This window comes from Pseudomonas sp. FG29, assembly GCF_057809355.1.
In genome coordinates this window covers 205,592-219,906 of record NZ_JBMDJU010000001.1, presented here as the reverse complement: position 1 = coordinate 219,906, position 14,315 = coordinate 205,592, and the positions used below count along the sequence as shown (strand labels likewise).

The following is a 14,315-nucleotide window of genomic DNA, read 5'->3' as shown; positions in this document are numbered from 1 at the left end:
GTCCAGTATTAAAATCCGCCAATGCCCAACAAGTTGTTACAGCCTTCCGGCCCCGGTCGACCGAAGGATCCCGCCAAGCGCCGCGCCATTCTGGATGCGGCCAAATGCCTGTTCCTGCGCAATGGCTACGACGGCAGCAGCATGGACGCCATCGCCGCCGAGGCTGGCGTTTCCAAGCTCACGGTGTACAGCCACTTCACCGACAAGGAGACGCTGTTCTCCGCCGCGATCAAGGCCAAGTGCGAAGAGCAACTGCCCGAGCTGTTGTTCGAACTGCCGGATGACGTACCGCTGGAAAAGCAGCTAGTCGAAATTGGCCGTGGCTTCCTCACGCTGATCAACAGTCGCGAGTCGGTGGAAATGCACCGCATGATGGTCAACCTGGCCAGCCAGGGTTCGAAGCTGGCGCAGATGTTCTACGAGGCGGGCCCCCTGCGCATTCAGCAGGAGATGGAACTGCTGCTGGGCAAGGCCGCGCAGCGCAGCCTGCTGGACATCGATGACGCGCCGCGCGCGGCGGATCATTTCTTCTGTCTGCTCAAGGGTGGTGCGCACTTCCGCCTGCTGATCGGCTGCGGCGCCCCGCTGCAAGACGCAGATGCCGAATACCATGTCCAGGATGCCGTGCAGCTGTTCCTGCGCGCCTATCGGCCAGAACTTGGCGCGCAGTAACGAGGCCCTGTCCGAGGTTCAGGCTTCCAGCTTTTTCTTCGGGTAGATGTCATAACGGCTGGACTTGCCCTCCAGCACGTAACCCGGCTTGAGCCCCTCGATGGCCGGCGCCTTGCGCGGACGCTTGACCACCACCCGATGAGTCGCCAGCGCCAGCGCTGCCGCCAGCAGCGCCGGTGCATCCAGATCGTCACCGACGAAGGGGCGGAACAGACGCATCTCCTTCTTCACCAGCGCACTCTTGTCGCGGTGCGGGAACATCGGATCGAGGTAAATTACCTGTGGCGCCTCATCCTGCCAGCCCTGCATCAGCTCGATAGCATTACCGGTGAGCAGGCGCATGCGCGCCGCAATCGGCGCAACCTCCAGATTCAGCGCCGCCCGCTGCAGACCATCTTCCAGCAACGCGGCAACCAGAGGCTGACGCTCGATCAGCGTCATGTCGCAGCCCAGGCTGGCGAGCACGAAGGCATCGCGCCCCAGCCCGGCCGTTGCATCGAGAATGCGTGGGCGAATGCCCGACTGCACACCGACGGCCTTGGCGATCATCTGGCCGCTGCCACCGCCGAACTGACGGCGATGGGCGGCCGCACCCTCGACGAAATCCACCCGTACCGGGCCAGGCGCCTTATCGCCCAGCTCGACCAGTTGCAGCCCGTCATCGCCTAACTGCAAGGCGTACTCGGTTTCCCCCTCGACAGCCAGGCCGAGCCGCGCCGCCCACTGGGCGGCTGCTTCGGCGTACTGAGGATGCAAGGCTTGCATGCGAATACTGGCGTTATGCCGCTCGTCGGTCATTGGCTCGTTCTGCTCAAAAATCACTCAAAGCATCGGCCACTCGGCCGATATCGAAGAAGCGGCATTCTGCCAGACCCGGCCGCCAACAGCCGCATCGAGTGTGATCATGTTCGACGCCCTCTCCGCTCCACGTGCCAGCAGCGCATCGGCCCGACTGCGCCCCTCCGACGATGAGCTCGACCGCGCCACGCGCGAATCGGTCGACTATCAGATTCTGCGCCGCACCCTGGGGATCGAGGATCAGCCCACACCAGGCGACCTCACCCGCGAACTCGGCCAGACGTCGGAACCGCCCGCCGTCTCCAGCAGCGCAGCGGCGCTCAGCCAGGCCGTGGTCGAACAGCGCAGCCTGGAGCTCAACGTGACAGCCACAGCGACACCTCAGCAGGTGGATCCACTGGTGCTGGATCTGGCCGGCAACGGCTTTGCCACCAGCGGGCTGGGCCGCCCGGTGCGTTTCGACCTGGATGCCGATGGACGCATGGACTCTATCAGCGTACCGACCGGCGACGACGCACTGCTGGCCCTGGATCGTAATGCTAACGGCCGCATCGACGATGGCCGCGAGCTGTTCGGTGACCAGCATAACGCCGCCAATGGCTTTGCCGAGCTGGCCCGTTTCGATGACAACGGCGACGGCCGTATCGACGCCGCCGACAGCGTCTTCGACCAGCTACGCCTGCTGCGTTTCGACGCCCAGGGTCGACAGCAACTGCAGACCCTGAGCGAGGCAGGTGTCAGCGCCATCGATCTGCGCGCACGTGATGTGAATATCGCGCTGGGTGCTTACGACCAGATCGCGCAACTGGGTCAGTTCCAGTTCGCCGACGGGCGCAGCGGACAGGCCGCCGACCTGCTCTTGGCCAAACGCTAGTGTCTGCTCCGTAGGGCGGGTGCAACCCGCCATTGGCGCTGTGGCGGTTTGCACCCGCCCTACGGATCGCAAACGCCTTAGCGACACATCCGCCACAGGCCCATATCCACATGAAAGTGGTCACGGTGCGCAGCGTTGTATTGCGGCCCCAGGGTGACATTGAAGCTGTCACAGGCGGCTTCCTGCACCAGGCGCAGAAAGCGCGCCTTGTCGCCCTGCCCCGTCCAGTCATGCAGCACGCTGATGTGCCGGCCATCACGCAGACGGAAGCCGACCATATCCAGCGCGTTGGCATAGGCGTGCTGACTGGGCCGTTGGCTGCCGGCGATGCTGCGACAGGCGAAACTGCCGACGTGTTCGAGACGCACCACGGGCTGGCCAAATACGGCCTGCGCAGCCGGCTGCAGGCCGTGACGCTCGAACAGGGCAAAACTCACCGCCAGCGGGCAGGTGGACATGAAGCTGCTGCTCAAACCGACCTCGGCGCTGTGGATACGCACCGCGTTCTCGATCAGGCAGCCCGGCTGCGGCGTGCTGTCGGCCAGACGCGTGACACGCAGCCCGGAAGTCGCCAGGGCCTGGTCACACAAGGCGCGATCATCGCTCAGGCGCCAGAGCTTGAAGCGGGTCAGCAGGTTCGGCGTCTCGCGTACATCCAGTGGCGCCCAGGGGTCGAAGCGCGGCGGCACCTCCAGCCATACCCGCCAGATCGCCAGGAGTAGCGCGGCGCCCAGCAACAGCGCCAGTAACAGGGTGCGACCGACGATCCTCGTCAACATGCTCATGCACTCTCAGAGCAGGCCCAGTTGCTCCAGTTCCGGCTCCACCTGCAATTGGGGCAGTGCGGGCATGCCAGGCAGACGCTCACTCAGCCGCTGGTGGAAGCGCCGCGCCAGCTCGGGGGCGAGGCGATTGTCCGAGGTGTGCAGGAATACGTAGGGGCTCAGACCCTGCTCGATCCAGCCGGCGACCTTGTCCAGCCAGGGCGTCATGAAGGGGTCGTTGGCCAGCAGCTCGGGATGGCCGATGAAGCGCAGTTGCGGGCTCTGGCTGAAGGCGGTTGGCCGAGTCGGCAGGCGCGGTTTCTTGGCCTGCGCGTGCAGCACCGCAGGTTCCTGCGAAGCGCAACTGAACAGCGCGCGCGAGTCCAGGCAGATGCGCTCGACCCCGCGTTCATGCAGCAGGCGGTTGAGCATACGTTCGGCATCGCCCTTGGCGAAGAACTCGCCATGACGCACTTCGACGGCCAGTGCCGTATCGCCCCAGGCCTCGATGAAGGCCTCGAGTTCGGCCAGGCGCGAAGGGCCGAAACTGGCCGGAAGCTGTAACCAATAGGGCGCCACCCGCTCGCCCAGCGGCGCCAGCAACTGACGAAAGTCGAGGCTTGGCTCCAGTTGCTGGCACAGGTCGTCGCTATGGCTGATGTCACGCGGCAGCTTGGCGCAGAAGCGAAAATGCGCCGGCATCGCCAGCGCCCAGCGCGCCACCGTCTGCTCGCTGGGCCGGGCGTAGAAGGTGGTGTTGCCTTCCACCGCGTTGAACACCTCGGTGTAGCGCGCGAGAAAATCGTTGGGTCGGGTATCGGCAGGATAGAGCGTGGCGCGCCAGGCAGCCTCGCTCCAGGACGGACAACCGAGGTAATAGGGAAGTGTCGAAGTCATCGAATGATGCGCGCCGCGCCGGAGGGCGTCAGGCGTAGAGATCGAGCCCGAGCACTTCCTGTGCGTCGGATTCGTTGGCATAGCTGGCCGTGGTGCTGTAGCTGGCAAGCGCCTGAGCGCTGCGGCTGCTCAGTTGCGGCTGGGCGTAGCTGGCATTCTGGGTGCGCGCCGGCAGGCTGTCGGTATTGGCGCTGCTGGCCTGGACGCGACGAATCTGCGGCTGTTGCTCCAGCCCCTGGCTGTTCGACGGTGCGGCGGGTTGTTCACGCCGCACCTCCACCTCACGCTGCGCCTCGCGATAAGGCGTGACCGCCGTCCCCGAACGGGGGCCGCGATCCGGCGAATAGGAGGGAAGATAACCGTCGATGCGCATTCAGAAGTGCTCGGCGAACTCGATAAAAACGGAAAGGGTGCTGGCAATGTAGCGGTGCTGAGGCGCCTTGGCAAACGTCAGCAGACAGCGTGTTCGGCTCAGCCTCATGCAGGGACTTTCGGTGTCGCCACCTGATCACGCAGGTACACCGGTTGCGCCTGATCGGCCACCACAGCCTCACCTCGAGCCCAGGCGAAGCGCGCCAGGCTGAGCAGGTCTTCTGCGTGCGGCAGGAGGCTGCCATCGATAGCGTTCGGCTTGAGGGCGATACGCGCGGCATGGGTGCCCCAGCCAGTGCCCGCACCGAACCAGTCGCCCTCGGCACCACGCGGCACCTCGGCCTGTTCCGGCGGCAGCACCGCTTCCTGGCCGAACAGGCGCATCTCACCGCTCTCTTCGCGGTAACAGCCCCAATAGACCTCGTCCATGCGCGCATCGATGGCGGCGGCGACCTGTCGCGCGCCCTGCTCGCGCAGTGCGCGTTGTGCCAGCACGGCCAGGTTGGACACCGGCAGCACTGGTCGATCCAGAGCGAAAGCCAGCCCCTGCACGACACCGATAGCGATACGCACGCCGGTGAAAGCGCCGGGGCCACGACCAAAGGCGATGGCGTCCAGCTCCGCTGCGGCGATGCCCGCCTCACCGAGCATCTGCTGGATCATCGGCAGCAGGCGCTGCGCATGCAGGCGCGGCGCCACTTCGTAGTGGCTGAGCACACGGCCGTCATGCAGCAGAGCAACGGAACAGGCTTCGGTGGCGGTATCCAGGGCCAGGAGAGTGGTCATCGTGTTTGTACGGCGCAATGAAAAGAGCCGGCATTAGACCGGCTCAGCGCTTTTTTTTCCAGCACGGTAGCGGCACCCGGGACGACCGGCATGACCGGGTGGCCATGCCGCCGGGCTCAGCAGGCCGTTACCAGGGCTGGATTTCCATCTTGGCATCCCAGCCCTTGAGCGGTGCCTTGGACCAGGTGCCGTAGGCCGCATTGGGGAACACGATCCACTCGGTGCCCCACTTGCCGGCTTCCTCAGCAAGTGTCTTGCGCTGCTCATCGAGCGGCGTCTTGCGGAAACGCGCATCGAAATCGTGCAAGGTATCGCCGAGCAGCAGGACGATCTGATGATCGGCGCTGACCAGGGCGCGGCGCTCCACCTTGGGCGGGCCGAGCAACAGCACGCTCTCTTCGGAAACCTGCGGCAGGCCCAGTTTGCGCAGGGTGGCCAGGGTGTACTTCTTCTGTTCGTCAGCGCGATCCGAGACGTAGCGGATGGTCACGCCGAGCTTGTCGGCATGTTCGAGGAACTGCTTGGCACCGGGGATCAATGCCGGCGTACCTTCACGCTCCCAGGGCAGCCAGGTGTCCCAGGCGTCGTACTGGTGACAGTTGGCCAGGTCACGCGCCAGGAGGGCGCTGTTGTCGATCACTGTTTCATCGAGGTCGGTGACGATGGCCAGCTTCGATGGATCCTTGGCGGCCGCGACGGCCTTGTCCAGTTTCTCCGTGGCGATGTTGTAGGCCTGCAGTTGCAGCGCCTGGATTTCTGCCGACTGCTGCTGGAAACGCAGCCCCATGGTGAATTCCGACACCGCGCAATCGGGCTTGGCAGACGATGTGTCCGCTGCCTGCACTGCGGGAACGCTCAACAGGGCTGCAGCCAGCCCCAACCAGATACGGCGATGCGCTGATTTCTCGGTCATTGAATGTCCTCTTTCCTGGGGTGATGACCCATGCCGCGCGCGTGTCACGAAGCGGCCTGAGCCGAAGACAGCAGACTGATGCTAACGCGCCTGGCCGAGAGCTTCATACCCGCTGCCGACCGAAACGGCGGGTCAACCCCTCAGAAACGACAAAGGCCCGTAACGGGCCTTTGTGCGGAGCACCTGCTGTCAGGCAGGGCTCGGGATGCTGCGGATCGACTCAGGACAGTGCGGCCAGGGTCTTCTCGGTGATCTGCTCGACGCTGCCAACACCCGGGATGTGGGTGTACTTGGGCGTACCGGTCTCGGCCGAGAGCTTTTGGTAGAAGTCCACCAGCGGCTTGGTTTGCGAGTGGTAGACCGACAGGCGATGACGCACGGTTTCTTCCTTGTCGTCTTCGCGCTGAACCAGTTCTTCACCGCTGATGTCGTCCTTGCCGGCGACCTTAGGCGGGTTGTACTCGGTGTGGTAGACGCGGCCGGAAGCCGGGTGTACGCGACGACCGGACAGGCGCTTGACGATTTCCTCGTCGTCCACGGCGATTTCCACCACGTGGTCGAGGGCAACGCCGGCGTCACGCAGGGCTTCGGCCTGGGGAATGGTGCGCGGGAAGCCATCGAAGAGGAAGCCATTGGCGCAATCGGCCTGAGCGATACGCTCCTTGACCAGATTGATGATCAGGTCATCGGAGACCAGGCCACCGGCGTCCATGACGCTCTTGGCTTTCAGGCCCAGTTCGGTACCCGCCTTGACCGCTGCGCGCAGCATGTCACCCGTGGAGATTTGCGGAATGCCGAATTTCTCGGTGATGTAGCGAGCCTGGGTACCTTTGCCGGCACCGGGCGCCCCCAGCAGAATCACGCGCATCGATGTGCTCCTCAAGATTTGTATAGTTATCGGTCGGATTCGCCTCGTGGGCACTTCTAAAAACGGCCTGAGCTGTCAGCGCCAGGTTTTTAGAAGCACCCTCGTGGTGCCAATCTCTCAAGTGGTTTATGGCTGCCGAAGCGGCCAAAAGGCTGTCCAAGATACACAGCGCCCCCCTGCTGCACAAGCAGCCAAAAGTCGCAGCAAACCCCTACTCTCGAGCGCATGGGGCCTCGTCCAGACAGAGGATCCGGGCCCCTGCTCAGTCCTCAACCGGTATTGCGCAAGCCCGCGGCGATACCCGCCACACTGACCAGCAACGCCTGCTCTAGAGGGCTCTCCGGCGCCTGTTCGCGCAGTCGGCAGCGCGCCAGCAGCTCGGCCTGCAGCAGGTGCAGGGGATCGAGGTAAGTGTTGCGCACGCTGATCGATTGCAGGGTCTCCGGGCTGTGCGCAAGCAGCTGAGACTGGCCGGTCACTTCCAGCACGCCAGAGCATGCCTGCGACAATAGGTCGCGTAACTGCGCACCCAGGGGCTGCAGCGCCGCCTCGACCAGGCGCCGGTCGTACAATTCGGCAATGGCCATGTCGGCCTTGGCCAGCACCATCTCCAGCATGTCGATGCGGGTACGGAAGAAGGGCCAGCGCTCGCGCATCTGCCGCAGCAGATCGCCCTCCCCTGCCAGCAGCGCCTGGCCCAGAGCCTGCTCCCAGCCCAGCCAGGCCGGCAGCATCAGGCGGGTCTGCGTCCAGGCGAAGATCCACGGGATCGCCCGCAGGCTTTCCACGCCACCGGCGCGCCGCTTGGCCGGTCGGCTGCCCAATGGCAGGCGCCCCAGTTCCTGCTCCGGCGTCGCCTGATGGAAGTATTCGACGAACTGCGGATGCTCACGTACCACGCCGCGATAGCCCTGCACGCCCGCTTCAGCCAGGCGATCCATCATCGCCCGCCAGGCGGGTTCCGGCACCGGAGGTGGCAACAACGTGGCCTCCAGAACCGCCGCCAGGTAGAGGTTGAGGTTCTGCACGGCGATGTCCGGAAGGCCGAACTTGAAGCGAATCATCTCCCCCTGCTCGGTGGTGCGGAAACGCCCGGCCACCGACCCCGGCGGTTGCGACAGGATCGCCGCGTGCGCTGGGCCACCGCCTCGCCCGACGGTGCCACCACGGCCATGGAACAGCAGCAGTTCGACCTGATGCTCGCGGCATAGGCGCACCAGCTCCTCCTGTGCCCGATATTGCGCCCAGGCCGCCGCCGTGGTGCCGGCATCCTTGGCCGAGTCGGAATAGCCGATCATCACCTCCTGCGGCCCGTGCAGCCGGGCCCGATAGCCCGGCAACTGCAGCAGGCGGTCGATCACCGGGCCGGCGTGGTCCAGATCGGCCAGGGTTTCGAACAGGGGCACCACACGCATCGGCCGGCGCAACCCGGCCTCCTTGAGTAGCAGTTGCACCGCCAGCACATCGGAAGCCGCGCCGGCCATGGAAATCACGTAGGAACCCAGCGAGGCGGCTGGTGCAACCGCGACCTCGCGGCAGGTAGCGAGTACTTCGGCGGTATCCGCGCTGGGTCGATAGTCGCCGGGCAACAGCGGCCGGCGGTTGTCCAGTTCACGTTGCAGGAAGCTCAGGCGCTGCTCCTCGTCCCAGTCGGCATAGCGTCCGAGGCCGAGGTAATCGGTGATTTCCGACAGCGCTGCAGCATGCCGCGTCGAGTCCTGACGCACGTCCAGGCGCACCAGGAACAGGCCGAAGGTGGCCGCCCGGCGCAGGCAGTCGAGCAGCGGGCCATCGGCAATCACGCCCATGCCGCACTCGTGCAGCGAGTGATAGCAGAGCTGCAGCGGCTCGAGCAGCTCCTGATTGTCCTGCAGCACGCTCGCAGGCGCTGACACTTCACCAGCGAGCGACTCGTGCGCCCACTGGCGCGTGGCGCGCAGACGCTCGCGCAACTGCTTGAGCAGCGCCCGATAGGGCTCGGGCACATCGCCGACACGGCTCTTCAACGCGTCACTGGCCTGCTGCATGGACAGCTCGGCAGCCAGGCTGTCGACATCGCGCAGGTACAGGTCGGCGGCCATCCAGCGCGCCAGCAGCAGCACTTCGCGGGTGACGCTGGCGGTGACGTTGGGGTTGCCGTCGCGGTCGCCACCCATCCACGAGGCGAAGCGGATCGGCGCCGCCGTCAACGGCAGGCGCAAGCCAGTGGCGGTCTGCAAACTGCGGTCGGTGCGGCGCAAGAATTGCGGCACGGCATGCCACAGGGAATGCTCGATGACGGCGAAGCCCCACTTCGCCTCGTCCACCGGCGTCGGTCGGCTGCGGCGAATTTCCTCGGTGTGCCAGGCCTCGGCGATCAGCCGTTGCAGACGCTCGACCACCGCTTCGCGCTCGGCCGGCAGCAGGTCGTCATGATCCAGCGCGGCCAGTTGCGCGGCGATGGCATCGTATTTCTGGATCAGCGTGCGGCGCGCCACTTCGGTGGGGTGTGCAGTGAGCACCAGTTGAATGTCCAGGCGAGCGATCTGCCGAGCGAGATCGTCTGGCGTCTGTCCGGCTGCACTCAGCCGTTCGAGCAGTTCGTCGAGCACGGTGTCTTCGAACAGGGCGGGCTCCTCTGGCCGACGGCGACGCACCCGGTGCTGCTGTTCGGCGATATTGGCCAGGTTGAGAAACTGGTTGAACGCTCGTGCCACCGGTAGCAGCTCGTCTTCACCCAGGCTGGCAAGCGTGGCGCTCAGGCGCTCGGAGCTGCCGCTGCGATCGGCCTTGGCGCTGTGGCGGATGGCTTCGATCTTCTGCAGGAAGGCTTCGCCGTGCTGCTGGCGAATGGTGTCGCCAAGCAGCTCGCCAAGCAGATGCACGTCTTTACGCAAGCGCAGATCGATATCGGTCATCAGGCTTTCTCCACCCCGGATTCGTGCCTCACAGAGTGGCCCAGCAAGGGGCATGGGTTCAAGGTTTGCTGCCTGCCGCCCACCGTTCTGGCGCAGGAAAATGACTAACCAGTCAGTCAGAAAATCATGAGCAGGCTGTCATTTTTTCTGAACCATCCGTTGAACATGCCTGTCGGAAACCCTAGGCGATGACGCTGAACCCGGCCGCTCGAACAGGGCTCGCCGCAGGGTCAATACGCCACCCGTTACGGAACTCGTCATTCATAGGAGTGTTGCAAATGGAGTTAACCACCATGAAGACCCTTAACGCGAAAGCCACCGGCTCACGTTCACATGTGCTCAAGCTGGCGGCCCTGATGCTGGGCAGCAGCCTGGTTCTGGCCGGCTGCGCCGGCAACCCACCCAGCGAGCAATACGCCGTGACGCAGTCGGCGGTCAATTCGGCCATCAGCGCAGGCGGTACCGAATACGCCCCCGTAGAGATGAAAGCCGCGCAGGACAAACTCAAGGAAGCCGAGTTCGCCATGCATGACGAGGACTACGAAAAGGCTCGCCGCCTGGCCGAACAGGCCGAGTGGGACGCCCGCCTCGCCGAGCGCAAGGCCGAGGCTGCCAAGGCCGAACGTGCCCTGCAAGATGCCCGTCAGGGGGTTCAAGAGCTGCGTGAAGAAGGCATGCGCAACGCCCAGTAAAGGGCAGTCGACGCCTCCATTCAACGACTGATCAAAGGATGAACGCCATGCGTAAACACATCATGCTTCCGACTCTGCTGGCCCTGAGCATCGGCCTGGTCGCCTGCGCCAGCCAGCCCAACCCCAACCTGGAATCGGCACGCAGCAATTTCTCCTCGCTGCAGGGTGACCCACAGGCCAGCAAACTCGCGGCGCTGGAAACCAAGGAAGCCAAGGAATGGCTGGATAAGGCTGACAAGGCCTACATGAACGACGCTGACGAGAAGAAAGTCGATCAGCTCGCCTACCTGACCAACCAACGCGTCGAGGTGGCCAAACAGACCATCGCCCTGCGCCAGGCTGAAGACGAACTGAAGAACGCCTCGTCCATGCGCGCTCAGGCTCTGCTGGATGCGCGCGATGCGCAGATCCGCAAGTTGCAGGACAGCCTCAAAGATCTCAACACCAAGCAGACCGAGCGCGGCACCCTGGTGACCTTTGGCGATGTGCTGTTCGACTTCAACAAGGCCGAGCTCAAGAGCAGCGCCTACCCGAACATCACCCAGCTGGCACGTTTCCTCCAGGAGAACCCGGAGCGCAAGGTGATCGTCGAGGGCTATACCGACAGCGTCGGCTCGGCCAGCTACAACCAGAGCCTGTCCGAGCGCCGCGCCAACGCCGTACGCATGGCCCTGGTGCGCGCCGGTGTCGACCCGGCGCGGATCGTCGCGCAGGGTTATGGCAAGGAGTATCCGGTAGCGGATAACTCTACCGACTCCGGGCGGGCGCAGAATCGCCGGGTGGAGGTGACCATCTCCAACGATAACCAGCCGGTGGTGCCGCGTTCGGCCAGCGGGGCCTGATACCTTCCCCCCGGAGGTAGAGCAGCGACCCGCCTGACGGCGTAAGGCTGCTTACTTCACGGAACCGCTCTGAAAAGCCGATGCCAGGTTTTGGCATCGGCTTTTTTATAGCTCGCCATTTTTATAGGGCGCTGCTTGTTTGATACCGGACTGGCAATTCGGTGTTGGTTGTTCTGTGTGCCTGTTCCGAGTTGCCGCGCTTTTGCTGATGTTTCTGGTTTCGCCCTCCCGGGCGAGTGACTTTGCGGGCAAAGTAACCAAACCCTTCCGCCCGTTCATCCGGCCCTGGCTGCGCCAGGGTTCGCTCACTCCATCGCCGTTCCAGAGGCCCGCCACGATGGGCCATCCATGGCCCTCCGTGGCTCTCGCGACATCCTGTCGCTCGACCTCTTCCACGACGACTCCGTTCGCCCTCCTGGGCGGGCTCTGCACGCGCCTGAACCTGAGTTAACCCAGAAGTAGTGCAGAGTGCTTGTACGTGTGTCAGCCTCAGGGCTGACCGGGATACCGGCTGAAAGCCGGCAAGTTATCCCGGCGAATGAAACTATTGGTTTAACTCGCCAACCCAATCGCGACTTCATCGCTACTAGAACACGCCGAGCAATCTGTGGAATGCCGGTTCGTTCAGGCGCGCAGATGCCCCCTTCAGGAGGCCGAACGTAGGCATTGCGCAGGGGGCGAGTGGCATGGATGCCACGAGAGGCTTAAAGGGCCAGGGATGGCCCTTGTAAGCCGACCCCGGAGCGATGCCGGAGTGAGGGAAGTCGAGCGAAGCGAGACCCGGATGGCGGGGGTGCGTTTCTTTTGCTTACTTTTCTTTGCGCATTTCAAAGAAAAGTGAGTCGCCCGAGGGGGCGAAACCAGGACTATCTGAAAACACCACAGCGGCGTCCAAAACACCAAGAGCCAATACGAGCCAACACACAAACTTGCCAGTCCGGTCTCAAACCTAACGTCTACGAGTCTCCGCGAAGAACCTTTTTTGCCTCACTGCTCCAGCGCTGGCGTTTCCTGCCCCAGGCAGCGCACAGCCTGCTTCTTGCGATCCACCAGCACGCCGGTCAGGCCCTTTTGCTGGGTATCGAACAGCACCAGCACGCCATCAACGCATTGCGCCACCTGATCGGCCGGTTGCAGCGAGACCTTGTAGTCCTCGCCGGGAATGGTCTTGAGCATGGTGAAGTCCGACAGCAGCAGCGCATCTTCGGGCTTGGCGAAATGCAGATAGCCGTAGTACCAGAGCACGCCGATGGTGCCGACAATACTGGCGATGCCGGTAAGGATCATGGGGATGGGATCACGTTCTTTCATTGCGAGCTCTCGGAGGCGGAATCAGAAGTGGGGAACGATGGCGTGACGACCACTTGGGGATCCTGCAAGAACGCCAGCAGCACCTGGCGCCAGGCATCCTCGGTGAAGGTCTGGACGTGTCCGCCACGGGTTTCGATGAAGCGGTGTGGCGAACGTGTCGCCGCATTCAGACGGGCGCCATTGGAAAACGGCACCACGTCGTCGTCAAGACTGTGGAAGATCAGCAAGGGCAACGGCCCGAGCGTATCGATCGAGCGAATGGCACTGTCGGCGTCCGGCACCAGCCAGGACAGGGGCACCTGCAACGGCCAGGTCAGCCAGGATTTGTTCAGCACGCTGCGCGCCACGTCGCGGTAACTGGCCGGCACGCCATCGAGTGCCAGGCCCTGCAGTCGGCTGCGTTGTTCAGGATGCTCGGCCAGGTAATGCACGGCCAGGGCGCCGCCCAGGCTCTGTCCGAGCAGCGTCAGCGGCTTGCCCTGCACCTCGGGCGCCTGCGCCAGCCAGGCGAAGGCAGCGTCGATATCCTGATACACCGCTGGCAGGCCAGGCTCGCCCTCGGAGAGGCCATAGCCCCGGTAATCGAGCATCAACACCTGGTAACCCTGCTCCGGCAACCAGTAGGTACCGCCAAGGTGCCAGGCAAGGTTGCCGCCATTGCCATGCAAATGCAGCACCGTGCCCTTGACCGCAACGCCCGCCTTGGCTGGCAACCACCAGGCATGCAGGCGCGTACCATCGGCGGCGTGCAGGGTGATATCGCGATATTCCAGGCCCGCTCGCGTCGGCGTGATCGGCAGGCCGGGCTCGGGATAGAACAGCAGGCTGCTGCAGCCGCTCAGCCACAGGGCGATGAGCAGACACAGCGTGGTGCGCAGACTACTTGCCACCGGCCCGTACTTCCTCGCGGGCCTGCACCGTGGCGGCATGCACGCGCTCGGCCAGACGCGAGAACGGCAGGCTCTGGATCCACACTGTCCCGGTACCCTTGAGGGTGGTCAGGAGAATGCCCTCACCGCCAAACAGCATGCTTTTCAGCCCACCAGCCAGTGCAATGTCGTAGTCAATGCCATCGCTGAAGGCCACCAGGCAGCCGGTATCGAGGCGCAGGGTTTCGCCGTTCAGCTCCTTGCGGATCACCGTGCCACCGGCATGCACGAAGGCCAGGCCGTCGCCTTCGAGCTTCTGCAGGATGAAGCCCTCCCCCCCAAAGAAGCCGGCACCGATACGCTTGGCGAAGCTGATGCCAATGCGCGTGCCGTGCGCTGCGCAAAGAAAGGCATCCTTCTGGCAGATCAGTCGACCGCCAACATGCGCCAGATCGATGGGCACCACCGTCCCCGGATAAGGTGCCGCGAAGGCGACTCGTGCCTGCTTGTTGCCGGCATTGCTGAAGTGGGTCATGAACAGCGACTCGCCGGTGAGCATGCGCTTGCCGGCGCTCCACAGTTTGCCCAACAGCCCACTGGACGAGCCGTCGCCCATGCGCGTCTCGAAACGCACACCGTCGGTCATGTAGTTCATCGCCCCGGCTTCGGCGATCACCGTCTCGCCGGGGTCGAGGATGATCTCCACTGATTGCGCGGAGCTGCCAAGGATTTCGTAATCGAGTTGATGGCTGGGCATGGA

At 64.1% G+C, this 14,315-nt stretch carries 15 protein-coding genes; 4 read left to right on the top strand and 11 right to left on the bottom strand.

Going from position 1 to position 14,315, the window contains the following annotated elements; all coding sequences use genetic code 11:
• The first annotated feature begins 21 nt into the window (after window positions 1–21).
• A complete protein-coding gene (locus ACODS1_RS01095) occupies window positions 22–672 on the top strand; it encodes a TetR/AcrR family transcriptional regulator (RefSeq protein ID WP_489084190.1) in 651 nt (216 codons plus the stop codon).
• A gap of 18 nt (window positions 673–690) precedes the next feature.
• Here ACODS1_RS01095 and ACODS1_RS01090 read toward each other — a convergent pair whose 3' ends face one another.
• A complete protein-coding gene (locus tag ACODS1_RS01090; protein WP_489084189.1) occupies window positions 691–1,470 on the bottom strand; it encodes a class I SAM-dependent methyltransferase in 780 nt (259 codons plus the stop codon).
• Window positions 1,471–1,576: 106 nt separating this feature from the next.
• Between ACODS1_RS01090 and ACODS1_RS01085 the strand changes: the two genes are divergently transcribed.
• Window positions 1,577–2,344, top strand: a complete 768-nt coding sequence (locus ACODS1_RS01085) for a hypothetical protein (RefSeq protein ID WP_489084188.1) — start codon at window positions 1,577–1,579, stop codon at window positions 2,342–2,344.
• A gap of 77 nt (window positions 2,345–2,421) precedes the next feature.
• On the opposite strand, the gene ACODS1_RS01080 is transcribed toward ACODS1_RS01085, so the two are convergent.
• From ACODS1_RS01080 to ppc, 7 genes are all read right to left on the bottom strand, one after another.
• On the bottom strand, window positions 2,422–3,123 hold the full coding sequence (locus ACODS1_RS01080; protein ID WP_489084187.1) for an extensin-like domain-containing protein: 702 nt from the start codon (window positions 3,121–3,123) through the stop codon (window positions 2,422–2,424).
• Window positions 3,124–3,135: 12 nt separating this feature from the next.
• A complete protein-coding gene (locus tag ACODS1_RS01075) occupies window positions 3,136–4,005 on the bottom strand; it encodes a DUF72 domain-containing protein (RefSeq protein WP_489084186.1) in 870 nt (289 codons plus the stop codon).
• A gap of 28 nt (window positions 4,006–4,033) precedes the next feature.
• A complete protein-coding gene (locus tag ACODS1_RS01070; protein ID WP_322981624.1) occupies window positions 4,034–4,378 on the bottom strand; it encodes a hypothetical protein in 345 nt (114 codons plus the stop codon).
• A 104-nt stretch (window positions 4,379–4,482) separates the two neighbouring features.
• Window positions 4,483–5,163 (bottom strand): tRNA (adenosine(37)-N6)-threonylcarbamoyltransferase complex dimerization subunit type 1 TsaB, encoded by a 681-nt coding sequence (gene tsaB / locus ACODS1_RS01065; RefSeq protein WP_489084185.1) that lies wholly within the window; start codon window positions 5,161–5,163, stop codon window positions 4,483–4,485.
• 127 nt (window positions 5,164–5,290) lie between these two features.
• Window positions 5,291–6,076: a 5'-nucleotidase, lipoprotein e(P4) family gene (locus tag ACODS1_RS01060; protein ID WP_489084184.1), complete on the bottom strand. Its 786-nt coding sequence runs from the start codon at window positions 6,074–6,076 to the stop codon at window positions 5,291–5,293.
• 220 nt (window positions 6,077–6,296) lie between these two features.
• Complete coding sequence (gene adk, locus ACODS1_RS01055; protein ID WP_322981621.1) at window positions 6,297–6,944, bottom strand: adenylate kinase; 648 nt, start codon at window positions 6,942–6,944, stop codon at window positions 6,297–6,299.
• A 269-nt stretch (window positions 6,945–7,213) separates the two neighbouring features.
• Entirely contained in the window at window positions 7,214–9,841 is a 2,628-nt protein-coding gene (ppc, locus tag ACODS1_RS01050; RefSeq protein WP_489084183.1) for a phosphoenolpyruvate carboxylase, read from the bottom strand.
• 278 nt (window positions 9,842–10,119) lie between these two features.
• Between ppc and ACODS1_RS01045 the strand changes: the two genes are divergently transcribed.
• Entirely contained in the window at window positions 10,120–10,533 is a 414-nt protein-coding gene (locus ACODS1_RS01045; protein ID WP_489084182.1) for a DUF4398 domain-containing protein, read from the top strand.
• Between the two features lie 47 nt (window positions 10,534–10,580).
• Window positions 10,581–11,375: a lipotoxin F family OmpA-related lipoprotein LptF gene (gene lptF, locus ACODS1_RS01040; RefSeq protein ID WP_489084181.1), complete on the top strand. Its 795-nt coding sequence runs from the start codon at window positions 10,581–10,583 to the stop codon at window positions 11,373–11,375.
• Between the two features lie 987 nt (window positions 11,376–12,362).
• Here the strand turns inward: lptF and ACODS1_RS01035 are convergent.
• The 3 genes from ACODS1_RS01035 to ACODS1_RS01025 are packed head-to-tail and all read right to left on the bottom strand — an operon-like array spanning window position 12,363 to window position 14,312.
• On the bottom strand, window positions 12,363–12,686 hold the full coding sequence (locus ACODS1_RS01035) for a PA3694 family proteiin (RefSeq protein ID WP_322981029.1): 324 nt from the start codon (window positions 12,684–12,686) through the stop codon (window positions 12,363–12,365).
• The gene (locus ACODS1_RS01030; RefSeq protein WP_489084180.1) at window positions 12,683–13,576 is read right to left on the bottom strand and encodes an alpha/beta hydrolase; all 894 of its coding nucleotides are present in this window, start codon (window positions 13,574–13,576) and stop codon (window positions 12,683–12,685) included. Before ACODS1_RS01030 ends, ACODS1_RS01035 begins: the two co-directional genes overlap by 4 nt.
• A complete protein-coding gene (locus tag ACODS1_RS01025) occupies window positions 13,566–14,312 on the bottom strand; it encodes a TIGR00266 family protein (RefSeq protein ID WP_489084179.1) in 747 nt (248 codons plus the stop codon). The genes ACODS1_RS01030 and ACODS1_RS01025 overlap by 11 nt, the downstream gene beginning before the upstream one ends.
• Between the last annotated feature and the right edge of the window lie 3 nt (window positions 14,313–14,315).

Excerpts from the sequence above, each read along its gene's own strand:
- ACODS1_RS01095 (WP_489084190.1), top strand. The coding sequence starts at position 22 with ATGCCCAACAAGTTGTTACAGCCTTCCGGCCCCGGTCGACCGAAGGAT.
- ACODS1_RS01090 (WP_489084189.1), bottom strand. The coding sequence starts at position 1,470 with ATGACCGACGAGCGGCATAACGCCAGTATTCGCATGCAAGCCTTGCAT.
- ACODS1_RS01085 (WP_489084188.1), top strand. The coding sequence starts at position 1,577 with ATGTTCGACGCCCTCTCCGCTCCACGTGCCAGCAGCGCATCGGCCCGA.
- ACODS1_RS01080 (WP_489084187.1), bottom strand. The coding sequence starts at position 3,123 with ATGTTGACGAGGATCGTCGGTCGCACCCTGTTACTGGCGCTGTTGCTG.
- ACODS1_RS01075 (WP_489084186.1), bottom strand. The coding sequence starts at position 4,005 with ATGACTTCGACACTTCCCTATTACCTCGGTTGTCCGTCCTGGAGCGAG.
- ACODS1_RS01070 (WP_322981624.1), bottom strand. The coding sequence starts at position 4,378 with ATGCGCATCGACGGTTATCTTCCCTCCTATTCGCCGGATCGCGGCCCC.
- tsaB (WP_489084185.1), bottom strand. The coding sequence starts at position 5,163 with ATGACCACTCTCCTGGCCCTGGATACCGCCACCGAAGCCTGTTCCGTT.
- ACODS1_RS01060 (WP_489084184.1), bottom strand. The coding sequence starts at position 6,076 with ATGACCGAGAAATCAGCGCATCGCCGTATCTGGTTGGGGCTGGCTGCA.
- adk (WP_322981621.1), bottom strand. The coding sequence starts at position 6,944 with ATGCGCGTGATTCTGCTGGGGGCGCCCGGTGCCGGCAAAGGTACCCAG.
- ppc (WP_489084183.1), bottom strand. The coding sequence starts at position 9,841 with ATGACCGATATCGATCTGCGCTTGCGTAAAGACGTGCATCTGCTTGGC.
- ACODS1_RS01045 (WP_489084182.1), top strand. The coding sequence starts at position 10,120 with ATGGAGTTAACCACCATGAAGACCCTTAACGCGAAAGCCACCGGCTCA.
- lptF (WP_489084181.1), top strand. The coding sequence starts at position 10,581 with ATGCGTAAACACATCATGCTTCCGACTCTGCTGGCCCTGAGCATCGGC.
- ACODS1_RS01035 (WP_322981029.1), bottom strand. The coding sequence starts at position 12,686 with ATGAAAGAACGTGATCCCATCCCCATGATCCTTACCGGCATCGCCAGT.
- ACODS1_RS01025 (WP_489084179.1), bottom strand. The coding sequence starts at position 14,312 with ATGCCCAGCCATCAACTCGATTACGAAATCCTTGGCAGCTCCGCGCAA.